Annotated in this window: 18 protein-coding genes; 8 read left to right on the top strand and 10 right to left on the bottom strand. The window is 68.7% G+C overall.

The features are described from left to right. Positions 1-188: 188 nt before the first annotated feature. The 7 genes from GTA51_RS21170 to GTA51_RS00450 all read right to left on the bottom strand — a co-directional run bounded on the left by GTA51_RS21170 (position 189) and on the right by GTA51_RS00450 (position 11,226). Positions 189-2,387 (bottom strand): CHASE2 domain-containing protein, encoded by a 2,199-nt coding sequence (locus tag GTA51_RS21170; RefSeq protein ID WP_160957780.1) that lies wholly within the window; start codon positions 2,385-2,387, stop codon positions 189-191. 82 nt (positions 2,388-2,469) lie between these two features. Continuing rightward, complete coding sequence (locus GTA51_RS00475; RefSeq protein WP_160957779.1) at positions 2,470-3,384, bottom strand: M48 family metalloprotease; 915 nt, start codon at positions 3,382-3,384, stop codon at positions 2,470-2,472. After that, positions 3,381-3,863, bottom strand: coding sequence for an SH3 domain-containing protein (locus GTA51_RS00470; protein ID WP_160957777.1), 483 nt, complete (start codon positions 3,861-3,863; stop codon positions 3,381-3,383). Before GTA51_RS00470 ends, GTA51_RS00475 begins: the two co-directional genes overlap by 4 nt. Positions 3,864-3,965: 102 nt before the next feature. After that, positions 3,966-4,895: a 2-hydroxy-3-oxopropionate reductase gene (gene garR / locus GTA51_RS00465; protein WP_160957775.1), complete on the bottom strand. Its 930-nt coding sequence runs from the start codon at positions 4,893-4,895 to the stop codon at positions 3,966-3,968. Between the two features lie 127 nt (positions 4,896-5,022). After that, entirely contained in the window at positions 5,023-5,808 is a 786-nt protein-coding gene (hyi, locus tag GTA51_RS00460) for a hydroxypyruvate isomerase (protein ID WP_160957773.1), read from the bottom strand. A gap of 11 nt (positions 5,809-5,819) precedes the next feature. Beyond that, on the bottom strand, positions 5,820-8,444 hold the full coding sequence (locus GTA51_RS00455; RefSeq protein WP_160957771.1) for a PEP/pyruvate-binding domain-containing protein: 2,625 nt from the start codon (positions 8,442-8,444) through the stop codon (positions 5,820-5,822). 340 nt (positions 8,445-8,784) lie between these two features. After that, positions 8,785-11,226 (bottom strand): response regulator, encoded by a 2,442-nt coding sequence (locus GTA51_RS00450; protein ID WP_160957770.1) that lies wholly within the window; start codon positions 11,224-11,226, stop codon positions 8,785-8,787. Positions 11,227-11,425: 199 nt separating this feature from the next. Between GTA51_RS00450 and GTA51_RS00445 the strand changes: the two genes are divergently transcribed. Both GTA51_RS00445 and GTA51_RS00440 read left to right on the top strand, forming a co-directional pair. Continuing rightward, on the top strand, positions 11,426-11,923 hold the full coding sequence (locus GTA51_RS00445) for an A24 family peptidase (RefSeq protein WP_160957768.1): 498 nt from the start codon (positions 11,426-11,428) through the stop codon (positions 11,921-11,923). A gap of 83 nt (positions 11,924-12,006) precedes the next feature. Continuing rightward, positions 12,007-14,196 (top strand): tetratricopeptide repeat protein, encoded by a 2,190-nt coding sequence (locus GTA51_RS00440; protein WP_160957767.1) that lies wholly within the window; start codon positions 12,007-12,009, stop codon positions 14,194-14,196. Positions 14,197-14,206: 10 nt separating this feature from the next. Here GTA51_RS00440 and GTA51_RS00435 read toward each other — a convergent pair whose 3' ends face one another. Continuing rightward, on the bottom strand, positions 14,207-15,181 hold the full coding sequence (locus tag GTA51_RS00435) for an AAA family ATPase (protein ID WP_160957765.1): 975 nt from the start codon (positions 15,179-15,181) through the stop codon (positions 14,207-14,209). Between the two features lie 103 nt (positions 15,182-15,284). Then, on the bottom strand, positions 15,285-15,941 hold the full coding sequence (locus GTA51_RS00430) for a LysM peptidoglycan-binding domain-containing protein (protein ID WP_160957763.1): 657 nt from the start codon (positions 15,939-15,941) through the stop codon (positions 15,285-15,287). 120 nt (positions 15,942-16,061) lie between these two features. Between GTA51_RS00430 and GTA51_RS00425 the strand changes: the two genes are divergently transcribed. Further along, complete coding sequence (locus GTA51_RS00425) at positions 16,062-16,781, top strand: tetratricopeptide repeat protein (RefSeq protein ID WP_160957761.1); 720 nt, start codon at positions 16,062-16,064, stop codon at positions 16,779-16,781. A 62-nt stretch (positions 16,782-16,843) separates the two neighbouring features. Here the strand turns inward: GTA51_RS00425 and GTA51_RS00420 are convergent, their stop codons facing one another. After that, positions 16,844-18,463: an ATP-binding protein gene (locus GTA51_RS00420; protein ID WP_160957759.1), complete on the bottom strand. Its 1,620-nt coding sequence runs from the start codon at positions 18,461-18,463 to the stop codon at positions 16,844-16,846. A 271-nt stretch (positions 18,464-18,734) separates the two neighbouring features. On the opposite strand from GTA51_RS00420, the gene GTA51_RS00415 reads away from it, so the two are divergent. The 5 genes from GTA51_RS00415 to GTA51_RS00395 all read left to right on the top strand — a co-directional run bounded on the left by GTA51_RS00415 (position 18,735) and on the right by GTA51_RS00395 (position 24,094). Next, a complete protein-coding gene (locus GTA51_RS00415) occupies positions 18,735-19,829 on the top strand; it encodes an FUSC family protein (protein WP_211922371.1) in 1,095 nt (364 codons plus the stop codon). An 83-nt stretch (positions 19,830-19,912) separates the two neighbouring features. Further along, positions 19,913-20,845: a DUF58 domain-containing protein gene (locus tag GTA51_RS00410; protein WP_343039414.1), complete on the top strand. Its 933-nt coding sequence runs from the start codon at positions 19,913-19,915 to the stop codon at positions 20,843-20,845. Then, a complete protein-coding gene (locus GTA51_RS00405) occupies positions 20,842-21,342 on the top strand; it encodes a hypothetical protein (RefSeq protein WP_160957758.1) in 501 nt (166 codons plus the stop codon). Before GTA51_RS00410 ends, GTA51_RS00405 begins: the two co-directional genes overlap by 4 nt. After that, on the top strand, positions 21,342-22,328 hold the full coding sequence (locus GTA51_RS00400; RefSeq protein WP_160958118.1) for a VWA domain-containing protein: 987 nt from the start codon (positions 21,342-21,344) through the stop codon (positions 22,326-22,328). The genes GTA51_RS00405 and GTA51_RS00400 overlap by 1 nt, the downstream gene beginning before the upstream one ends. Beyond that, entirely contained in the window at positions 22,325-24,094 is a 1,770-nt protein-coding gene (locus GTA51_RS00395; RefSeq protein ID WP_160957756.1) for a vWA domain-containing protein, read from the top strand. Before GTA51_RS00400 ends, GTA51_RS00395 begins: the two co-directional genes overlap by 4 nt. The last annotated feature ends 12 nt before the right edge of the window (positions 24,095-24,106 follow it).

Below are 24,106 nucleotides of genomic sequence, written 5' to 3'. Positions count from 1 at the left end.
TGACAAACCCAAGCGCCCGGGCGATTGCTGAGCCCGCGCCCTTTTTTCGCTGTTTGCGCCCTCCGGGAGACCGGGGGGCTTTTTTGCGCCCGCAAGTAGACAGGCACGGACGGCACTCCGTCGCGGTCATCATGCACACCCGACGATAAAGGCGGTCCTGGGCCGGGCCGCGCGAGGCACAAGTGGCACTACTTTGAGGTCATCACGCACACGCCCTTCCACGCCACGGGCGGCACGGCCAGACAATCGCGGCAGCGCACGACATAGGAGGCGGCGGCGGGATCGATTTTGTCAATTTGGCAAAACAGTTCCAGGGCCTTGGCAAAATGGCCGGCAATAAAGGCGTCCAGGGCCTTGGCGTAGACGGCGAGCATTTCGGCGCGCTCGGCGGCTTCTTCAGGCCACAGCGGTTCGGAGACCACCACGGGTTCGGCCCGGCCGACCACGGCCACCCGGGCCAGGGTGCGGGCGGCGATGGTCTCTCCCATGGCATCGCGGGTGGCTTGGGAAATCATGGTCTGGGTGCCGAACTGTTTGTTGATGCCCTCCAGGCGCGAGGCCAGATTCACGGCGTCGCCGAGCATGGTGTAGTCGAAGCGGGAATTGGATCCCATGTTGCCGACAACGGCCGGGCCGGTATTCAGGCCCACGCGCATGATGACTTCGCGATGCACCATGGTATCGAAAAGGGGGCGCATCTCGGCCAGTTTGCGCTGACAGCGAAGGGCCGTGCGTACGGCCCGGGTGGCGTGGTCGGGCTGGTCGAGTGGGGCGTTCCAGAAGGCGATGATGGCGTCGCCTTCGTATTTGTCCACGGTGCCGCCTTCTTCGAGAATGATGTCGGTCATGGCCGTTAAATAGGTATTGAGAAAAGCGGTCAGTTCCTGGGGACCGAGACCTTCGGAGATGCTGGTGAAGCCTTGGAGGTCGGAGAAAAAGATGGTGAGCTCGCGCAATTCGCCGCCAAGGGCCATGCGGTCGGGGTTGGCGATGAGCTGTTCGATGACGGCAGGGCTTAAATATTGGCGGAAAGCGGTTTTGATAAAGCGCTTCTGACGGCCCTCGGTGGCGTAGCCGATGAGCACGGCTGTGGCCAGGGAGGCGGCCACGGCGGTTTCCGGCAACGCCAGGGGCAGCCACAGGCCCAGGGCATAGGCGGCCACGGCCAGCAGGCCCGGCAGCGGCACGAGCAGGATAACGCAGGCCGCCCCGGCCATGGCCCCGGTGGCCAGGGACACGGCCAGCCCGGAAACAAGGGCCAGGACGGCGGTGACGACCCAATCGACGCGCGGCAGGGTGTCGCGCACAAAATCGCCGGACAAAAGGCTTTCCAGGGTCTGGGCGTGGATTTCGACCCCCGAGGTGACACCGGCCACCGGAGAGGGGCGCATATCCAGCAGGCCCGGAGCGGAAAAGCCAAAGAGCACAAAGCGGTCGCGAAATATTTCCGGGTCAAGGGCCGGCGTGCCGCCGTCGCGCAAGGCCAGTTCGCTTTGAATGACAGCAGCGGCAGACACGGCCGGAAAGGCGGAGGACGCCCGCCAGCGCGGGATAACCCGGCCCCAGGGATCAAGCGGGATGGTGGCCTTGCCCAGGTGCAACACACCCGGGGCCACATCCAGGGAAACGCCGGGGTGGCGCAGCATAAAAGCGGCCAGGGACAGGCTCGGCACGGGCCGGCCGTCAAAGACGCCAAACAGCGACACCCGGCGGTAGATGCCGTCGGGATCGGGTTCCTGGCTGACGTTGCCCAGTATTTTAGCTCCGGCCGCCACCTCCGGCACAGGGAAGGCGGCCTTGGGATAGACGGGGGCAACGTCCGGCGGCAGGCCGGCCAGCCAGGGGTTAAGGCCAGCCACGGCCAGGGACGGGGCCGGCATGGCGGCCGGCCAGGTGGTATCCTCGCCGGTTTCGCGGCCCAAAAAAACGGCCAGGGCCAATTTGTCCAGCCGTTGGCCGGCCTCGGCCAGGGCCGTGTCGTCGGCCACGCCGTAGGCTGAGGGTTCGGTGTAGAGCACATCGAAGGCCACACCGGCAGCACCACCCCGGCGGCAAAAATCCAAAATAAAACCATAGACTTCCCGGGGCCAGGGCCAGGACAGGCCATTTTCCTTGGCCCCCCAGTCCAGGCTGGCCTGATCGAGAAGGATCAGACGCACCGCGTCCGTGGCAGACGTTTTGGGAGCGAGCAGACGGGCGCGCCAGTCAAAGCTGCGGGCCTCGAAGGCGTCGGTTATGCCGGTTAACGAAAGCAGCCAGGCGGCGGCCAGTCCGACCAGTCCGGCGGTCAGGCCATGGCGCAGGCGTTTGCGAAAGATGTCGCGGTGGGCATCGGGCGGCGCGGCCGGGGAGGCCGGGGTTGCGGCGGCGGTGGTTGGCTGGCTCATGGGTGTTGGTATCCGGCTGGGTGTTGCCGGGGACCGGATACGGTCCCCGGCACGGGAAGCAATCGCAACCGTCGCGGCCGGGCTAGATATTGCCCAGAGCGGCCTTGAAGCGGGCGGCCCGGACCTCTGGTTCGTTAACCTCGGCCACCCGGGCCAGATTGGCCAGTTCGGTGATACGGTCGCCGGGGTTGGGATGGGTCTTGGCGAAGTCCGCACCGCCGGGGGTGAGGCGCTTTTGCATTTCGGCCAACATGGCGGGCAGCCCGGCGGCGGCGTAGCCGGTGCGGGTGAGGATGGCCACGGCAGTCTTGTCGGCCTGGTATTCCAGGGTGCGGGAGTAACCGTTGTTGACCATGGTGGTCATGATGTCGCCGATGGAGTCGGCAAACAGGTTGGTCAGCTGGGAAAGCTGCGCGCCGCCGGCGTGCTTGACGGCCTCGCCGCCGATAATGGCCAGGGCTTCGGTGGTGCGGGCGCGCTTGATGGCCCGCAGGGCGTCCTTGCCCTGGACATGGGCAATCTCGTGGGCCAAAACAGCGGCCAGGGCGTTTTCGCCGGAACAGCAGCGCAGCATGCCGCGGGTAATAAAGATCAACCCGCCAGGGGCGGCAAAGGCGTTGATCTCGGCCGAATCGACGATGAGGAAGTGGTAGCCGCCGTAGGTCTGGGGCATGTCGGAGAACATGGCCAGGGACTGGCCCACTTCGTTAACGTAGGTGTTGGCGGCGGCGTTGTTGTAGGGCTGGTACTTGGCCAGAAGCGACGCGCCAACGGCCCGGCCGATGTAGTATTCCTGCTGCGGGTTGAAGTCTTCGGCGGCGTGGGCCACGGCAGTGACCCCCTTGACGGCCGAGGCGGCATAGTCGCCGACCGGTGCGCCGCCGATGCTGCCAAACGAGCCAAGGGCCTGGGAAAGCCCCTCAGGATTGCGGCAGCCGTACAGAGCCAGGGCGGCCAGGACCAAAGCCGCGCAGGGAAGCAGCGTACGCAGTTTCATCGCCCGCCTCCTTGCGGCTTGACGTCGCCTTTGCTCAAAAAAGCCAACAACGCGGCGGGCGTGTAGCTGACCTGCTCCATGGCATCAACAGCAGCGAAGTTACCGCCATGGCTGCGCTTGTAATCGGCTTCGACCTCGGCGGAAAAACCCTTGCCGGCCAGGGCCATTTCCTTGCCCGACACGCTGCCGGGAGCGGCCGAACCGCCGGACATGGCCAATTTTCCCGTGGTAAGCGCGGTCTTGTGCATCCAGCCGGCCACGCCGCCGGACACGGTCACCTTGGACCAGTCCCCCTGCTCTTCCAGCACGTCCACGGACTGGCCGTAGGTGGCCTTGCCCACGATCTTGCCCAGAAACGACGGGGTCTCGCGGACCTGCCCGTCGCGCACCGATACGCTCATGACCTTGGCGGCTATGGCCCAGGCCGTGCCCAGGCACAAGGCCAGGGCCAGGACAAAAGCCAGTTTCCGACTGCGCATGCCTGTCTCCTTGGCGGCGTCCGGGGACGCCGGTTCCCGGCCTCGTCTCGCGTGCTGGCAGACGGGACCGCAATAGTGCCGAATATTCGTTACACCGCCGCATTACCGCGAAACCGTCACCTTGGCCTGTTTCTCAAAATACCGAATGATGCTGGCGTGGTCGTCTTCGCCGCAGCCATCGGCCAGCATGGCCTGCATGACTTCCATGACCGAGGCGGTAAACGGCAGGGGAACGTGCAACTCGTGGGCCGTTTGCAAGACGTTGGCCAGATCCTTGGCATGCAGCTTGATGCGAAAACCGGGATCGAACTTGCGATCCATGACCAGTCCGGCCTTGGCGTCCAGCACCGTGCTGCCGGCCAGCCCCCCCCGGATGGCCTGATAGACCAGCTCCGGCTCCACTCCGGCCTTGGCGGCCAGGACAAAAGCTTCGGACATGGCCGCGATGTTGAGCGCCACCACGATCTGGTTGGCCAGCTTGGCCACGTTGCCGGCCCCGACCTCGCCAACCCGGGTCACCGCCGCGGCCATGGCCGACAGCACCGGGGCGACGGCCTCGAAATCGGCCGCATCGCCGCCGACCATAACAGTCAGGGTGCCGTCGATGGCCTTGGGTTCGCCGCCGCTGACCGGGGCGTCGAGGAAACGCACGCCCTTTTCTGCCAGCTCGGCCGCGATTTCCCGACTGGCCAGGGGAGCGATGGAACTCATATCCACGACGTAAAGCCCGGCGCGCGCGCCCTTTGCGACGCCGGCCTCGCCCAGGACCACCTCGCGCACCTGGGGCGAATCCGGGACCATGGTGATGACCACATCGCTGGCCTCGGCCACGGCGGCCGGCGACGGGGCATAGGCCGCGCCGTGGCTGGTTACGGCCGCGACGTTGGTTTCGGAGCGGCTATAGACGGTCAACTGATAGCCGGCTTTGAGCAGATTGCGGCACATGGGTTTGCCCATGATGCCCAGCCCGATAAATCCGATTTTTTTCATTTTTCGTTCCTCGTGTATTGCGCGAGAGCGCTTCGCAAGCATTGAACGAGCAAGCAAAATACTCGGTTAAAAACTGTTCCCGTCGGGGGGTCCGGGGGGATCATCCCCCCGGCCGCCGGAGGCCTCTTCCGCCTTCATCCCCGGCCGCCGGAGGCTCAGAGTTGCAGCCTCAAAGGCGCAAGCCCATGGCTGATATCCAGGCCAGGGAGCTTTCGGTGTCCGGGGTGGGCACGTATTCCAGTCCGATGCAGCCGTCATAGCCCAGGCCGTCGAGGGTGGTAAAGAGAAAGGGGAAATTGATCTCGCCGGTGCCGGGCTGATGCCGGCCGGGATTGTCGGCGATCTGGATATGGCCGATGCGGCCGATGTTGGCGGCAAGGGTTGCGGCCAGTTCCCCTTCCTGGCGCTGGGCGTGGTAGACATCGTATTGCATGGCCACGTTTGGCCGCCCGACCCGGTCGAGCAGCGACATGACCTGGCTCGTGCGGCACAGCACGAACCCGGGGATATCGAAGCGGTTTATCGCCTCGATGACCAGACTGATGCCCTCGCCGGCCAGGAGATCGGCGGCGTAGGCCACGTTTTCGGCCAACGTTTGCAGGGCCTCGGCCTCGGTGACGCCGGGGGGCAGCTTGCCGGCCAGACAATTGAGGCGCGTGACGCCAAGGGTTTTGGCGTAGGCCAGAGCCAGGGGAACGCCGTCCCGAAATGCGGCCACCCGGGCCGGATCGGCGGCAATGCCCCGGTCGCCGGCGGCCCAGTCGCCGCAGGGGAGATTGAAAAGCACCTGGGTCAGCCCGTTGTCGGTGAGGAGCTGGCGCAATTGCCTGGCCGGGAAGGCGTAGGGGAACAGGTATTCGACATATTGGAAACCGGCGGCACGAGCGGCGGCAAAGCGCTCGGGAAAGGGGCGCTCGGTAAAAAGCATGGTCAGATTGGCGGCAAAGCGTGGCATACAAACCTCCGTTAAGGCGTCTGGCCGGCGGCGGCCCCGGAAAAGGCCTGGGCAGCGGCCGGATCGAAACAGGGCGCGCCGGACAGAAAGCAACCCACCATGGCCTCGATGCTGTCCTCGCTCACCATGAGCATGTCGGTCTGGCGGGTGAACTGCAACAGCCGCCCCATGTGTCCGAGCTTTTCGGCGATGACCTCGGGGGAAAACTTCTGGAACCGGCCGGACACCCGGTCGGAAACGGCTTCCACGGAAAAGCCCAGTTCGGCCAGGATGCGGCCGATGGCCCTGGCCCGGCGACCGCGCTTTACGTCGTCGGCCGCCCCCCCGGAAAAGGAAAAGGTGATGTAGTTTTTGTTGACGGTCTGGCCGCAGTAGCAGTCGAGCACGCCGTAATGGTAGCCCACCCGGGAGCTGAAATTGAGGTATTTATCCGAAATGATGGCGTAGGATTTCTCGCCAAACCGGTCGGCCCCGGCCCTGGGCTGGGCCACGAGCTGCTCGGACATGACCGATAGAAACCCGCCGAGGTTGACCGGACGCAGGGCTTTGGCCGCCTCGGACAGCACCAGCCCGGTTAAAAGCGCGGCAAAGGGTCGCGAGGCGATGTCGGCCGGGCGCACCCGCTGCCGCCCCGCCGCCGCGTCCTTGATGCCGCCGCCAAGGTCGATGATGTGGAGATCGAGGCCGGTGGTGGCGTCCAGGATAAACGTTGCCCCGCCGCGCCCGGCCACAAGATCGCTGACGGCGAACATGCAGCCGTACGACCATTCGTGCAGCAGCCGGGTCACATCATGCAGGCTCGTGCAGTTTTCCGGGCGAAACTCCGGGGCCTTGGGATTTAAAAGGGTGAGCGGCACAATGCGCCGGGCAACCTCGGCCAGGATGGCGTGGACCTGCGTGCCGTCCATGAGCGCCGGGGCTTCTGGGGCCTGCGCTAAAAGGCTCTCCACCCGGCCCCGGTAGACGCGCCCGGCCGCGACATCCACGGTCACCACCTCGCCCGGCGGCAACAAGGTCGTGGCCTGGGAAAGCCCCAGCAAGGTGGGCACCTGGAACTCCCGCGACAGCGAAGCCATGTGTCCGGTGACGCTGCCGTGGTCGGCGACGATGGCCGCCGCCCGCTTCATGACCACCATGAACTGGGGCGAGCTGTGGGCGGCCACCAGCACAGCACCCTCGGGAAAGCCGTCCAGATCTTCCTCATTGACCGCCCGGTAGACCGGGCCGCAGGCCACGCCACTGCAGGCCGCCTGTCCGCCCTGGGCCAGGATGTCGTAGCCCGGCACAGGGGGGGTAGCGGCAGCGGCCACGTCGAGCAGCGCGGTCAGCGGCCGGGACTGGAGGATAATCAGCTCATCCTTCGCGTCCAAGGCCCATTCCATGTCCTGGGGCCGGCCGAAATGCCGCTCCAGGGCCAAACCCCAGCCGGCCAGGGTCCGGGCCTGTTCGGTGGTCAGGCAGGGGGTGGTGCGCCGGTCTTTAGGCACGGGCATGTCCACCAGCCCGCCGGAGGATGCGGCGACCAGCATGCGGGGCTTGTCGGCCACGGTCACCGCAGTCGGGACGAGGCTCTCGCGGTCGAGCAGATAGGCGTCCGGGGTGATGACCCCGTCCACGGCGTAGGGACCAAGGCCCCAGACGGCGTTGATAAGCAGTTCGGGACGGCTGGAAGCCTCGGGCAGCCGGGTGTAGAGCACGCCGGCCGCCTGGGACGGAATGAGGGCCAGACAGGCCACGGCCATGGCCACATCGTTGTCGGGAATGCCCTTGAGCAGCCGATACGACATGGCCCGGGGCGTAAACAGGCTGGCGATGACAATTTTATACGACGAGGCCAGCCGGTCCCGGGAGACGTTTAACATGGTGAGATATTGGCCGGCAAAGGACAACTCGCCGTCCTCGCCGATGGCGCTGGAGCGCACGGCCAGCCGCATATCCGGCCCAAGGGCCGCCTCCAGCCGCCCGGCCGCGGCCTCGATGTCCCGGGTTACGGTATCGGGCAAGGGGGCGCGCAGGATGGCGGCCTGGATGTCTTCGGCGGCGGCGGCCATGGAGGCCGGATCGTCCGGGGCGATGCCCAGGCGGATGCTGGAGATGGTTTCAAACAGGCCGGCTTCCTCAAAAAAAGCACGAAAGGCGGCAGTTGTTACGGAAAACCCCGGCGGTACGGGCAGCCCGGTCCGGTTGGCGATTTCCCCGAGATTGGCGCATTTGCCGCCCACCTGATCGACCATTTCGCCGGTAATTTCGGCCATATCCAGGACGTGTTTGCCGCCATGGGGATTGACGCGGCCCGCAAGGATCGTCTTTATTTCGGTTGAAAGCCGCTCCACCAGAGCCAACAGCACCGGCTGGGGCTTGGCCGAGAGGCCCTCGAAGCTTTTGATCATGCGGATGGCGTGAAAGATGGCCCGGCTGGTGCGCGAGCGGATAAAGGCCATGCCAAAGACCTCGCGTCCGGTCAGCATGACTTCGATTTCCGAACAGATTTTGAGCAGTTCGGTATTGGACTCCAAGAGCGACTGAAACCGGTTGTATTTTTCCCGGAAAACGGCCGAGGTTTCCTCGCGGTTGACGGGCTTGGGTCTGGCAAAACTGGTCACCAGATTGCGCAGCCCCGACAAAACAGTGCCCATGGGCCTCCTCCGGACGCAGTCAGGCGCAGTGGCCTGCCGCCGGTTAGGGCGCTTTTCCCTTTTGCGCCCGGTGGACTTCCCCGCTATGCTCGCCCGACCCGCCCTCCCAGGCGGGACCGGGAGGCAATCATGGGAGCGAACCTGGCCATCGTCACAATCGTCGTCGTCCTGTCCATCGCCATTGGCCTGTATCTCGGCGGCAAACTGCGCCGCAAGCGGTAGGAATGCCGCCCACACCCCTTCTCGCATGAACACAAAAGCCAAGCGCAGCCGGCGCTTGTACAGCCCCCGCCGGCCAGCCCAGAACCTCCTGCGGTGATCCGGGTCGCCGGACGCGGCCTCAGCCCGGCTGGCCGGGCAGATCCAGCGTCAGGTCCAGGTCCAGCCCAACGGCCAGCCGCTTGAGCAGGTCCAAGGCCCGGGCAAATTCGTAGCGCTCGACCGCTTCGGATAAGGCGGCCACTTCCGGCGGGGCCAAACGCCCCACAAAAGCCTCGCGCACCACGGCCATGTCTTCGTCGGCCCGGATGCTGCCCTCGGCCAGATGACCGGCCATGGCGCGCAGCAGCGGGGCAAGCCCCGCCCCGGCTCCGCCCAGGGACCGGGGACCGGCCAAGGGCCGGGGCTTGCCCGCCTGGGCACCCATAATATGCGAAAGCTGCGCCAGCAGATCGCCCTGGTCAAACACCTTGTGCAGGCAGGCATCCATTCCGGCTGCCAGACAACGCGCACGCTCCGCGTCGGCGTCGTGGGAGGTGAGCGCCACGATTGGGATGCCCGGCGGGCACGGCGGGGTGACACTGGCGGCAAGCACCCCCCGGATGGTGCGGGCTGCGGTGGGGCCGTCCATCTCGGGCATTTCGATGTCCAACAGGATCAGGTCAAAGGGACGCCCGACAGCCTTTTCCCCAAAGAGCACGCGGCAGGCGTCCTTGCCGTTTTCGGCCGTGACCACCTCGTGGCCGGCGCTGCGAAGGATCTGGGCGAAAATAGCCCGATTGAGCTTGGCGTCGTCCACCAGCAGCACCCGCCAACAGCCGTCGCCGCATTGGGGCGGCGCGTCCTTCCGGGCCGCGGCCAGGGCGGCGGCGCTGGCCACGGTCTGCTCCAGGGCCTTGGTAAAATCCGCCAGGGCGGCGGCCCCGGGCTGCGTCCCGGCCGACAGGCTGCTTTCCAGAGCGTTGGCGGCCAGGGCCAGGGCGTCGGCAGCCAGATTGCCGGCCAGTCCTTTGAGGGTGTGGGCCAGACGCCGGGCCGCGTCCGTCTCGCCGGCCGCCACCAGGGCGGCCAGGGTGGCGGCGCTGCCGGCGTAGTCCCGGGCGAATTCCGCAGCCACGCTGACCAGCAGGCGCTCGTTGCCGCCAAGCCGCCGCAAGGCCGTATCCACATCCATGCCTGTGGCGGCGGCTCTGCCCCCCGCCGCCGTCGCGGCAACCGAAGCTGGCGAAGCGGCCGAAGCGGCCGTAGCAGCCGCAGTGGCGGCCTGGGCCGGCTGCTCCCGGGCCGGCAGGGGTGCTGCTGCGATCCACTGGCCAAGCACAGCCAGCAGCCGCGCAACGTCCAGGGGTTTGGTCAGGTAGTCGTTCATGCCCGCATTCAGGCAGCGCTGGCGGTCCTCGGCCAGGGCGTGGGCGGTGAGCGCCACAATGGGGAGAGCCCGGGTGCCGGGCAGGGAGCGGATGGCCCGGGTGGCGGCCAGCCCGTCCATAACCGGCATCTGCACATCCATCAGCACGACATCGTAGACGCGCCGCGCCACCATGGCCACGGCCTCGCGGCCGTTGGCCGCCACCGCCACCACCGCGCCCAGGCGCTCCAGTGTCTCGCGGGCCACCTGCTGGTTGATGGGGTTGTCTTCGACCAGCAGAATCAGGCTGTCGGCCAGGGGATGCCGGGCCAGGACGTCCGGCCCGGCCACGGCCGGGGCGGAACAGGACAACGTGCTGGTGACGGCGTCCTCGGCAAAATTGACGGCAAACCGAAAGCGCGTCCCCTGGCCAGGGGTGCTTTCCACCGCCAGGACACTGCCCAAAAGGGCCACGCCCCGGCTGGCCAGGGCCAGCCCCAGGCCTGTGCCGCCGTAGGGCCGCGACAGGGAACCGTCGGCCTGGGTGAAGGATTCGAGCATGGCCGGGATGGAGGCCTGGGCCATGCCGATGCCGGTGTCGGCCACGCAAAAGCCCAGGCGCGCCGTCGGGCCGTCGCAGCCGAGCCAGTCCACTTCCAGGCGCACGGAGCCGTGTTCGGTAAATTTGACGGCATTGCCGGCCAGATGCCCCAGGATGCCTTCCAGGCGGGCGCTGTCGCCCACAAGCCCCAGCGGGACGCGCCCATCCAGGCGCACCTCCAGGGCCACCCCCTTTGCCACGGCGGCAGGGCGCAGCCGGGCAACGACCCGGTCCAGGGCGGCCGCCAGATGAAAAGGCGCAACCGTGAGATCGACCTGTCCCTTTTCCAGACGGGAAAAATCGGTGATATCGTCCACGACTTCAAGCAGGCCCTGGGCAGACAGGGTTATTTTGTCCAGATAGTCTGAGATTTTGTGACTCCCGGCCAAGGGCTGGGCCAGACCGGCCAGACCGACGATGGCTGAAAGCGGCGTTCGCATTTCATGGGTCATGCGGGCCATGAAGTCAGCCTTGGCCTGATGGCCGGCCTGGGCGCTGGTGCGCAGACGCTCGATAACGCTGCCGGCATCGGAAAGCGCCTCGCGCAACCGGTCGCGCTCGGCCGACACGGCGGCCAACTCGGACAGCAAAGACTGGTCGCGCTCCTGCTCCATGCACACTCCGTGGGGGGGGGCCAGGCAGCCGTCACGGATGCGACGCCTGCCCGGATACACTTTAAAATTGGCCGTTTTGCCCTCTGGCGTCAAGGGTACCCGGGCGGCACCCGGGCCGGCGAGGCCGACTGTGGTGCCGGTTCCGGCGTTGGACAAGGCCCGGGAGAGCCGCTACACCGAAAAAAACCTCGGAGGCGCTATGCCCCTTGCCCCGGAAATGCTCATTGCTTTCGCTGTCACCGCCCTCGCCGTGGTCGCCGGCGCGGCCGTGGACGTCGTCTCCAAGCGCATTCCCAATCTGATAACCTTTGGGGCCATGCTGGTCCTCGTGGCCGTCCACACGGCGTTTTCCGGGCTGCCCGGCCTGACCGACGCCCTGTACGGCCTGGGCGGCGGCCTGCTTTTTTTTCTTATCCCGCACCTGTTTGGGCTGCTCGGAGCCGGCGACGTCAAGCTGCTGGCCGCCGTGGGGGCCGGCCTTGGCCCGTCGGCCCTGGTGACGGTGGTGCTGTTTACGAGCCTTGCCGGCGGGGTGCAGGTTTTATTGTGGCTGGCGTTGCAGCATTTTTCGCGCAGCGGCCGCACGCCCGGCTACCGCCTGTGCTACGGCCCGGCCATCGCCGCCGGCACCCTGGCCGCCATGGCCCTGCCCCTGTGCGGCCAGCCCTACCTCGCCCTGGCCCTGCCCCGTTTCTAAGCGGCAGGGATTGTCCCGCACCGCCGTTTGCCTTAATACTGGCCAAAGCCCACCCGTTACACCACCCCCGGAGGCCCACGCCCATGTCAGCCGTCCCGCCCGACGTTACGCCAGCCGTTTCGCCCGCCGTTTTGCCTGACGGTCGGCCAAACGACTGGCCCGATGCCTTGGCAGACGGCTTGGCAGACGGCCCGGCCGCCCTGCCTGCGGCCCGACAGGCCAGGTCCGGCACCCTGGCTGCCGTGGCCTACGGCCTGGGGCTTTTGGGCGCGCTGTGGCTGGTGGCCGCCAGTTGCGCCACCCCGGAACTGGGGTCCAGGCTCTACGATCAGGGCCAGACCGACGCCGCCCTGCCGCTGCTTGAGGCCGCAGCCGCCAACGGTTCCGTGGCCGCCTCCTACCGCCTGGGGCTGCTCCTGGCCGCCGGCGAGGGAACTCCCCAGGACAACCCCCGGGCGTTGGAACTTTTGAGCTACGCCGCCGGCAAAAACCACCGCCCGAGCCTGCTTGCGCCCGGCGATCTGACCCGCAGCCTCCTTGGCGACGACGCCGGGGCAGCGCTTTTTTACGAGAAAGCGGCCCAACAGGGCGATATGGCCGCTGCCGGCCGCCTGGGGGTCATGCGGGCCACCGGTGCCGGCGGGCCGGTGGATGTTGACGCGGCCCTGGACCTGCTTGGCCGGGCGGCCCGGGCCGGCGATATGCATGCCGCCACGGCCCTGGGCCAGTTGCTGCTGTCGCTGGGTGCGGCCGGCGACCCCCGGGGCGGTTCCCCGGACGCAGCGGCCCAGTGGTTCGAGGCAGCCGGCCGGGCCGGCGATGCCGAAGCGCTGACACGTCTGGCCGAACTGTTCGCCACGGGCCAGGGCCGGCCCGTCGATCTGGCCCAGGCCGCCAGACTGCGCCGGCAGGCCGCCGATGCCGGCTATGCCCCGGCCGCCTATGATCTGGCCCTGATGTATCTGGCCGGCCAGGGCGTTTCGGCCTATCCCCTGGAAGCCGGCCGGCTGTTCGAGCGGGCGGCCGAGGCCGGCCATGTGGGGGCCATGCTGCAATTGGCCGACCTCTATTTCACGGGCCTCGGCGTTTTCCGCGACCCGGGCCGGGCCGTGGCCCTGTATGACGCGGCGGCCGAGGCCGACGATCAGGCGGCGGGCGTGGCCTGCCGGCTGTTTGCCGCCGGTCCCGAAGAGCGGCGCGACGCCGGGCGGGCCGTCCGCTTTTGCGCCAAGGCGGCCGCAGCCGGCAACGCCCAGGCGGCCATGCTGCTGGGTCTTGGCATGGTGCGTGGCCGGTTGCCCGGGGATACGGCCCAGGGCGCGGCCCTGCTCTCCCAGGCTGCCTGGGCCGGCAACCCCGAAGCCATGTACGCCATGGCCCTGCTCCAATTGGCCGGCCAGGGCGTATCCGGCAATCCGGCCGAAGCCTTCCGCTGGGCGGCGGCAGCGGCCAAGGCCGGTCTGCCGGAAGCCAAGTCGCTGCTGGCCGCCTTGTCCGAAGAAGAATTTCCCAGCGCCGCCAATCTGGCCAAGGCCGTGGATTTTTACCGCGAGGCCGCCCTGGCCGGGGATTCGGAAGCCGGTTTCGCCCTGGGTTCCCTGCTCTCCAAAGGACTGGCCGGGCCGCCGGATTTTGCCGAGGCCCGCAAATGGTACGAACAGGCGGCCTTGGCCGGCGATGCCCGGGCGCAGTTTAATCTGGGCCTTATGTATCTGACGGGCAAGGGCGGGCCGGCCAGCGACGGCGAGGCCTTGCGCTGGATGCTTGAAGCCGCCAAACGCGGCGACGCCCACGCCCGGTGCAACGTGGCCACCCTGACGCTGACCGGCCGGGGCACGCCGTCCGATCCCCGCGAGGCCTTTCGCTGGTATCGGCTGGCGGCCGGCCAGGGCTATGCCCAGGCCCAGGCCATGCTGGCGGGTTTTTATTACGAGGGGCGGGTGGCCCCGCGCGATTTCGAGAGTGCGCTTTTCTGGCTGACCCTGGCCAGCCGCACCCCCGGGAACGATCCGCTGCTCTTGCGGGCCGGCCGGGCCAGGGCAGTTCTCGAAAAGCGGCTGACGCCGGATCAATTGGAGCGGGTGGCGGCGCGGCTGGCCGCCTACAAGCCGGCGGGGTTTGACCCCGAAGCGGAAAAAGAAGTGCTGGCCGCGATCAAATTCCTGCCGCCAAGCGCCCGTGGGCCGGGCTATCCGGCCACCACGGCGCAAGCCGGCACCACTGGCGCGCCGCCGCCGACGATCAGCGCGGCCGATCCCAAGGCGCTTTTTTAGCCGGCCCGCCTCACGGCACCGGCACCGCCCCCAAAAGCGCCGCCACCACGGCATCCGGGGTCAGGCCCTCGGCCTGGGCTTCGTAAGTGAGCAGAATGCGGTGGCGCAGGACATCCGGGGCCATGGCCTTGACGTCGTCGGGTGTGGCGTAGCCGCGCCCCGAAACCAACGCCAGCCCCTTGGCCGTGCGGGCCAGGGCAATGGCCGCCCGGGGCGACGCCCCATAGGCCACCTTGCCGGCCAACTCGGCCAGCCCGGCCGCGCCCGGATTGCGGCTGGCCCCGACCAGGGCCACGACGTATTCCAAAAGCCGCTCGTCCAAGCGCACCTGCTGGGCCAGGGCCGACAGCGCCAACACCTGCTCGCCGGAAAGCACGGGCGACACCTGGGGCTCCTGGTCGGCGCAGGCCCGGCGCACGATCTCGGCCTCCTCGGCCGGGGTCGGATAGCCCAGGGTCAGATGGAGCAGAAACCGGTCCACCTGGGCCTCGGGCAAGGGATAGGTGCCTTCCTGTTCGATGGGGTTTTGGGTGGCTAAAACCAGAAACGGCTGGGGCAGGGGCAGCGTCTCGCCGCCGATGGTCACTTTCCCCTCGGCCATGGCTTCCAAAAGCGCCGACTGCACCTTGGACGGGGCGCGGTTGATCTCATCAGCCAGCAGGATATTGGCAAAGACCGGCCCCCGGCGCACGACAAACGTGCCCGTGGCCGGCTGATAGATTTCCGTGCCGCAAATGTCGGCCGGCAGCAGATCCGGGGTGAACTGCACCCGGCGAAAGACGGCCTGCAGCGCCTGGGCCAAGGTCTTGACGGCCAGGGTCTTGGCCAGCCCCGGCACTCCCTCGATAAGCACATGCCCCCGGCAGAGCAGGCCGATAAACAGGCGGTCGCCAAACGCCTCGCGCCCCACCAGCACCTTGGCCATCTCGGCCCGAAACGCGGCCACAAGGCCGGCGGCCCGGGCCAATGCACCAGCATCGATCATGGCTGGACTCCCTTTGCGAGGCCACAGAAAAGCGCGCCCCGGGGGCTTTCTATGCCGGCAAGCGGGCCGGGCCGCAAGGGGGGAGTGCCACGCCCGCCGCCGGCTACTGGAAGTCCATCATCAGCGGCGCGGTTGATCCGGGTTCGCCCGGCCGGGTCACGGCCACGGCCGGCGGGGCGCAGGCATTGCCCTCGGGCACGGTCAAAACGCAGCCAACCGGCAACCGTTTGGGGTCCAGCCCCGGATTGGCCCGCTCCAGCACTTCCAGCGGAATGCCGAAGCGCTCGGCAATGGCGGCCGGGAAATCCCCCGGTGCCACCACATAGCGACGGCCCGGCGCTTCCTCGTCGGGCAGGCCGCCAGCGGCGGACGGGCTTGCGGTTTTGGGCGCAGCACTGTTTTTGGCCGAGGGGCCAGCCGAAGGGCCGGATGCGGGCGACGCAGCCGCAGGAGCCGGGGCGTCGGGCGTGTCCAGGCCAGAAGCAGCGGGTGTTGGCGGTGCAAGGGCGGCCTTTGCCGCGCTGCCGTTTGGGGGCAGCGGGCCGGGCGCGTCCGGGATGACAATGACGTCGCCGACTTTGATGCGGCCGGGATCAAGCCCTGGATTGCGGGCCAGGATGGCGGCCACGGGCACGTGATAGCGCTTGGCCAGGGCAGCCGGGTTATCCCCGGGCCGGGCGGTATGGGCGGTTTCGCCGGCAGCGGCCGGGCCGGACATCGCCAGAAGCGTCAGCGCGAAGAGCAACGCGCGCCAGGGCATGGCAGGCCTCCGGGTTGCGGTCATGATGCCTGCCACTACCAGCCGGCGCAAAATTTGACAATCCGGCCCGGCTTTGGGATAGCCACGGCATCTTAAGAATGCATCATCGGGAGGTGCCGCATGTCGCTTCGATCCTTCGCCGCTCCCGTGGCCCTGGCGACCCTGATCGCCTGCCTGCCCGGCTGCGGTGCCATGAAATTTGCCTCTTCCGAACCGGCCGGCCAGGACTCCGTGGCTGCCGGCAACGCCGCCTTTGACCAGAAAGACTACGGCCGCGCCTGCCAGGAGCTGTCCAAAGCCGGCGCTGGGGCCGGAGCCGAAACCCTGACCAGGGCCGGCGTGGCCTGCGCCAAGGCCGGCCAGGACAAGGCCGAGACATCCTTTAAAGCCGCCCTGTCCGCCAACCCGGCCTATGCCCCGGCCATGGAAGGCCTGGGCCAGACCGCCCTGTCCCTGGGCGACCCTGCCCGGGCCAGGGACGTGCTGGAAGCCGCCGCCAAGGCCGGCGGCCACGATCCCCGGGCGGCCATGGCCCTTGGCGACGCCTGGCTTTTGTCCGGCCAGTGCGACAAGGCGCAAGCCGCCTACCAGGACGCCCTGCGCCGCGATGGCGGCCTGTCCCAGGCCAAGTCGCGCCTGGAGGCCACCCGGCTGTTGTGCGGCACGAAAAAAGCCAGCGGCGCAAGCGCAGCAACCCCGGCCTCGGGTGCGACAAGCCCGGGCTATTCCGGCTCGACCCTGCCGTCCGGGAGTACCCAGCCGGCCGCACCGGCCAGTGCCAAAGACCCGGGCAAGCCGGCCAAACCAGCCACCAAGACCATTGATTTAAACGACATTTAAGCCGGCACCCGCGCAGTGCAGCCGCCTGCTTCCCGCTCCTGCGAGGGGGAAGCAGGCGGCGGTCAGGACGGTAGGACTTCGGCTCCGGGCCGATCTGCCGCCGGGGTCGGCCCGCCTTGCGCCCGGCCCGAGGCAGTCGGCAGTTCCACCACAAAGCTCGTGCCGTGGGGTATTCGGCCCTCGGCCCGGATGGACCCGCCGTAGCGCTCGACGATATGCTTGCAGATAGCCAGCCCCAAGCCTGTGCCGCGCCGGGCAATGGCCTGGGTGTCGCCCTGATGGGCCTGATAGAATTTATCGAAAATGCGTTCCCGCTCGCCGGCCTCGATGCCCGGGCCGGTGTCGTCCACCCGCAGCTCCACCCGCCCGGTGGGCAGGCGTCTGGCCGAGAGCGTCACCTCGCCTTCATGGGTGTGCCGCGCCGCGTTGGTGAGCAGATTGACCAGCACCTGGACCAGCCGGTCCGGGTCAAGGTGCACCTGCGGCAGCGGCCCGGGAATGTCCACCACCAGGGCCAGACGTTCGTTGAGGGCGTATTCGCCGCGAACGGCCTCCACAGCCAGACGCGCCACTTCGGCCGGATCGACGCTGCGGTCGTTCCAGTCCAGCCGGCCGGCCTCGATTTTGGACAGATCCAGAAAATCATTGACCAGACGGGTCAGCCGCGCCCCTTCGTTTTCGATGATGCGCAGATTATCGGCGATGCGCGCTCCCTTGCGGCGAAGAGCGGCGCTCACCTCGGAAAATGGCATGAATTCCTTAACAAACTCTCGCCGGGTCAGCTTGGCAAAGCCCATCACCGAGGTGAGCGGCGTACGCAGGTCGTGGGTGACGGTGGCCAAAAAACCGGATTTGAGCGCGTCGAGTTCGCGCAGCCGGGCATTGGCTTCGACCAATGCATCACTCTGGCGGGCCAGGGAGTCGGTACGCTGCGCCACCCGGCGCTCCAGGTCGCGGTTTAAGCTCTTCAGCCTGGCCAGGGCCATGTTGCGGTCGGTGACGTCTATAAGCAGCGAGAGCATGCACGTGGGCTGGCCCGGCAGCCGCAACGGCGCACTGGCCACGGCGAAATAACGGCCGTCCAGCGGGCTTTGGATTTCCATGGACACGGTGCGTCCGGCCAAGACTTCATCGGCCGGGCACCAGGGGCAGGGTTCGCCCCGGCCGTGCAGCGCGGCATAACACGACAGGCCGGCGGGATCGCCACCGGCCCGGTGGGCCAGGGGCGCATTGCCAAAGACCATGCGCCGTTTGGGATCGCACACGGCCACCAAGCCGGAAAAGCCGGTCAGAAGCGCCTGTTTCCAGGCCATGTTCGCTTCGGCCCGCCGGGTTTCGGCATCGCGCTCGGCCAGAATGTCCAGCACGGCGGCGATGCCTGCGGCGTCCAGGCCGCGCAGCAGCCGCACGTTACCATCTGGCACGGCGAAACCGGCATCGGCCGCAAACACGATATGGGCCGGCTGGCCGTCAAAGGCGGCCAACAGGCTGGGCAGCGGCTCGGGACCGGGCAGATCAAAAAGTGGAATGACGACGCTCTCCGGCAGGACAAACGGTCCGGCCTCAAGGGCGCGCCGGGGATCGAGCACGGCGCAGGAACTGCCGGGCGGGGCGATGCGGGCGGCGAGTTGGACGGGGTCCCTGTCCGGACCGCCGACAACGAGCAAGCGGCCGCCGGTCACGCCGACGCCTGCGTCCCAAAGATCCTGCAGGACAAAAGGGCCGGCCCGACAGGACGCGAGAAACCGAACCATGGCGATTTGATCACAACCATCGACTCCGTTCGGAACACGTCTGTTACAACGAAAAAAATGTCTTTTTCGACTGATTGTTGCCTAGCATACGCTGTCAAGGAGTACAATACGCCCAGGTGCCACGCCCCCAAAGGGGCTTCCCATCCGGGCGGGTCGGGCGTACAGACCGCCTCTTTCCCTGAAGGAGCCTTTTATCCGCATGTCTGCCACCCCCCACATAACGCGCCACCTTATGCGTCTGGCCCAGGCGGCCAGACGGTTTGGCCTGCGCCACGCCCTGCGCACCGCCGTGGCCGTGGTGGCTACGCAACTGCTGGTCACGGCCCTTCATCTGCCCCAGGGCTACTGGGCCGTGGTCACGGCCGTCATCGTCATGCAGGCCAACCTCGGCGGCTCCATGCGGGCGGCCTGGACCCGGCTGGCCGGCACGGCCGTGGGAGCCGTTTTCGGCACGGCTGCGGCCTATCTCGGCGGCCAATCCCTGCCCGCCTCCGGTCTGGCCGTTTTCGCCACCCTGGCCGCCTGTTCGGCCATCCCGCGCCTGCGCGAAAGCTCCCGGGTGGCCGGCATCACGGCCATCATCATTATCCTGGGCGGCCATCCCGACGTCCCGGCCGTGGTGCTCGGCTTCGACCGCTTTCTGGAAATCAGCGTGGGCATTGTGACTGCCCTGGTGGTGTCGCTTACGATCCTGCCCGCCCGGGCCAGCCGGGCGCTGTCCCATGGTCTGGCCAAGCTTTTTGAGGACGTGGCCTCGCTGTTTGCCGTGGTGGTGGAAGGCCGCATCCGCGAAGACTATCCCGAACGCCATGTTTTTGCCCTCAAAGACCGCATCCTGCGCACGCTGGCCCGCTGCCGGGAACTGCGGCTGGAGGCCGACGCCGAAAGCCGCGATCAGGGCGAAAGTGCCCTGCGGGCCATGCTGCTGTTTCGGGGCGAGCGGCTTTTTGAGCATGTGCTCGGCATGGATCACGTGGCCGAGGAATGGCGGGGCAAAGGCCTGCACCGCCATCTGCCGCAAGAGATGGCCGATCTCGAAACCGCCGGGGCCGCGCTGCTCACCGCTCTGGCCGCCCATCTGCGCGGCACCTCCCCCCTGCCCGAAGTGGCCGCCCTGGACGCCGCCGTGGCCAAGGCCCGGGAAAAACTCGGGGACATGCGCCGCGACCGCGCTCCGGCAGCTTATGATCTGAGCGAAGTCATGCACTTTTTCAGCTTCATGCACGGCATGCTGGCCTGCGCCGCCGACGCCCGGGAAACCGTGGCCCGCATCCGGTCCATGGAAGCGCTTTAGGCACCTCTCTTGCCGCCACGTCCCGGCCTTGATAGCCTCCCGGACAGTCCGCACCCGCGCCGTGGTGCGGCGGAGGCAATGTCGTGCTGACCATCCAGGCTTCCCAACTGCTGGCCCAGGCCCAGCGCGTGCGCCTGACCCCCTGCGGGACAGCGGCCGCCGCCCTGGCCGGCAGCTACCGCTCGGCCTTTCGCGGCTCGGGCATGGAATACGAAGAATCCCGGGAATACGCTCCGGGCGACGATGTTTCGGCCATGGACTGGAAGGCCACTGCCCGGCTGGGCCGCCCCTTTGTCAAACGCCTTCGCGAGGAACGCAGCCGCACCTTCCTGCTGGCCGTGGACATAAGCCCCTCCATGGCCTTTGCCGCCGCCGGCCCCTCCCCCTATGAAACCGCCGCCCTGGCCGCCGTCACCCTGGCCGTAAGCGCCGCCGCCAACCGCGACCGGGTGGGGCTGGTGCTTTTTTCCGACCGCGTCGAAGCCTTCCTGCCGCCCACGGCCGGGCCGGCCGTCCCCTTTGCCGTGGCCCGCGCCCTGGCCGAAACCCGCCCCACCGGCCGGGGCACCGATCCCGCCCCGGCCCTGGCCCTGGCCGGCGTGGCCCTGGCCCACCGGGCCGTGGTCTTTGTCCTGTCCGATTTCCTGGCCGGGGCCTGGAGCGCGCCTCTTGGCCGGCTCGCCGCCCAGCACGACGTGGCCGCTGCGGTCCTGACCACGCCTGACGACCGCGCCCTGCCCCCGGCCGGACTGCTCACCGCCACCGACCTCGAAACGGGCGGCCTGGCTGTTATCGACTGCGGCAATCCGGCCGTGCGCGCCCGCTACGCCGGCGCCCGGGCCGCCCGGCGCAGCCAGACCATGGCGAGCCTGAGTGCCGTCGGCGTTGATGTCCTGACCCTGGCTGCCGGCCTGCCGCCCGCCCCGGCCTTGCAGGCCTTTTTCCGCCGCCGAACCCACCCTGCCTATCATTCCGGGCGTGCCCGCCGCGCCCGGCCCGCCAGCATCCCGGCATGAACGACATCCGCGACATCAAAGGGCCGGTGGCCGTCACCGAGCCTGCCCCGCCCTGGCCGCTGTGGGCCGGAGCGGGTGGGCTGGCCCTGGCCGGGCTGACCCTGACCGGACTGGCGGTGTGGCGCTGGCGTCGGCTGCGCCACAGCGCTCCCCGACCGGTCGAGGCGATCCTGACCGCCCTGGCCGCCCTTGGCCCGGACGGCGGCACGCATGACGACCGGGAGTATTATTTTCAACTGACTGCCCTGGCGCGGGCCATCCTGCACACCCGCTCCGCCATCCCGGCCACGGCCCTGACACGCACCGAAATCGCCGCCGCCGTGGACCATTCGGCTCTGGCCCCGGCCCAGGCCGAGGCGCTGTGCGCGCTGCTGGCCCGAGCCGAACAGGCCTGTTTCGCGGCCGCACCCGTCACCCGGGCCGACCGGGCGCGCGACTGGCAAACCGCCGCCGCCCTGGCCGCCCCGGCCGCCCGCCTCGGTGGAGGCAGGCCGTGATGGTGGTGGCCCATCCCCTGGCCCTGCTCCTCCTGCTCGCCCTGCCGGCCATCTGGTTCGCTCGCAACCGTACGGCCCGCCTGGGAGCCTTGGGTCTGCCCGATCTCACAACGGCCCGCGCGGCCGGCCGGCCCTCCCTGACTGTTTTCCTGCCCGGCGTCCTGCGCGCCCTGGGCCTGACCCTGGCCATCCTGGCCCTGGCCGGTCCGGGACTGGCGCCGACCGAACCGGTCTATCGCGGCCAGGGCGTGGACATCATGCTGGCCATCGATCTGTCCGAATCCATGGCCGCCATGGACATGCGGCAAACCGAGCGCACCATCACCCGCCTGGAAGCCGTGGCCGAGGCAGCCGCCCGTTTTGCCTCCAGCCGCCCGGGCGATCGCATCGGGCTGGTGGCCTTTGGCTCCCGGGCCTATACCGTCATCCCCCCGACCCTCGACCGCAGCGTGCTGACCCAGGCCCTGGCCCGGCTGGAAGTCGGGGCGGCCGGGCGCAAGACTGCCATGGGCGACGCCCTGGGGCTGGCCGTCAAACGCCTGGCCCAAGGCCCGGGACTGTCCCGGGTGGCCGTCGTTTTTGGCGACGGGCGTTCCAATGCCGGCGAGATCGATCCGCAAACCGCTGCCGAGGCCGCCGCAGCGCACGGGGTGCGGGTCTTTACCGTGGGCGTGGGGGGCGACGAGCCGGCCGCCTTTCTGGTCAACCATCCCCTGCTCGGCCGCCAGATCGTGTACGAAAAAGCCCCGGTCGATACCGAGGCCTTAACGGCCATGGCCCGCCTGGGCGGCGGGGAATTTTTCCGGGCCGAGGACGCCGCCGGACTGGCCCGGGCCGGGGCCGCCATCGACACACTGGCCCCCAGCGACAGCGTGGCCGTGCCCCAGGCGGGCGTTTCCCTGGCCCCGGGACTGGCCGCCCTGGCCGTAGGGCTGCTCACAAGCTGGGCCGGGCTGGCCGCCACGCGCTTCCTGAGGCTGCCATGATCTTCGTGCGTCCCCAATGGCTGTGGCTGCTGGCCGCCGTGCCGGTCTGCCTCGCCTGGGCCGTCCTCGCCCACAAGCGTCGCCGCACCATCGCAGCCGCCTACCCCGGTCTGGCCGCCGCCCCGGGCCGGCGGGCGCTTAAAAGCCTGTGTTTCCTGGCCGCAATCTGCGCCCTGGCCCTGGCCGCTGCCGGTCCCCGCCTGGGCGCGCCCGAACAACCCGCCGCCCCGGTCGAACCCGCGCCGCTGACCCTTGTCATCGCGCTCGACTGCTCCCGCAGCATGCTGGCCCGCGATCTCGCCCCCGACCGGTTGTCCGCCGCCAAGGCGCTGGTTCTCGACGTTCTGGCCCGGCTGCCCCGGGTGCAGGCCGGACTCGTCGGCTTTGCCGGCCGGGCCTGGCTGGCCTGTCCGATCACCGCCGACCGCGCCGCCCTGGCGCTTTTTCTTGATGCGACCACCCCCGCCGACGCGCCCCTGGGCGGCACCAATCTCCACGCCGCCCTGGAAGCGGCCGGACTGGCGCTGGGCGCTGCAACTCCCGGCGCAATCCTGTTGGTGAGCGACGGCGAAGAGACCTTGCCGGACCGCGACGCCGCCCCCCGGCCAGCCAACCGGCCCATCTTTACCGTGGCCGTTGGCTCGGCCCTGCCGACACCCGTGCCGGACGCAACCGGCGCAACGCTTCGCACCACTACCGGCACACCGGTTGCCGCCGGCGTCGATGCCGCCGGGCTGGCCGCCCTGGCTCGGGAAAGCGGCGGCACCCCCTTTCGCTTAAGCTCCGACGCCCCCAATCCAGCCGACGGGCTGGCCCAGGCCCTGCTCGCCCTGCCCGGCCCGGAGGCCAACCCGGACGCCAGCCCATACCGCGGCGCGCTCCCGGGCAGCGACACCGACGCAATCCTGCTGGCGCTTGGCATCGCCCTGCTCCTGGCCGATTGGGTGCTCGCGCCAACAGCCCGGGAAAGACGGCCCGCCGGGTTGCTCCTGGCGCTCTCGCTCCTGGCCGGCTTGCTCCTGGCCCCAGGCCCGGCCCTGGCCGCTTCCTCGGCCAGCGAAAAGGTCGCCCAGGGGCTGGCCGCCGCTGCCTTAAACGACCAGCAAGCCGCCTTGGCCGCCTTTCTGGCCGCCCGGGCCAGAGATCCCGACGCGCCGGCCATCCTGTTTGATATCGGCACAGCCTATTACCGTCTGGGTCGCTTCGAGGCCGCCCGCGCTGCCTTTGACCGCGCCGCCCGCTCCGCCCTGCCGCCCCTGGCCGCCAAAGCCCGCTACAACCAGGGCAACGCCGCCTACCGCCTGGGCGACGTCGCCGGGGCCATAGCCGGCTACGAGGCGGCCTTGCTGCTTGACCCCGACGATGCCGACGCCAAAGCCAACCTGGACTGGCTGCGCGCCAACCCAACCCCGCCGCCACCGGCCGCCGAAACGCCCGATGCGCAGCGGCCCGGCCAAACCCCGGGCGACCAGGGAAGCGGTGCCGACGCGCCCTCCGGCCAGACGCCCGCAGCTCCGCAGGGCACCGACGACGGCAGCGGCAAACACTCCCCCGACGCGCCCCCCCAGCCCGGCCCGGCCGCTGACCCGGCCAAAGCCCAGGAAGCCAAGGTTCCCGTGGCCGCCAAGGACGGCGAAAAAAACGGCCTGCGCCGGGCCAGCGCCCCAGGCGCAGCCAATGATCCCGTCCTCAACCGCATCCCTGACCTCCCCGGCCCACCGGCCACGCCGGTCTACACCCGCCCTACCGTGGAAAAGGACTGGTAGCAGATGATGAAG

The organism is Solidesulfovibrio aerotolerans (assembly GCF_009856865.1).
In the GTDB taxonomy this organism is placed as follows: domain Bacteria; phylum Desulfobacterota; class Desulfovibrionia; order Desulfovibrionales; family Desulfovibrionaceae; genus Solidesulfovibrio; species Solidesulfovibrio aerotolerans.
This window is presented reverse-complemented; position numbering and strand designations above follow the sequence as displayed.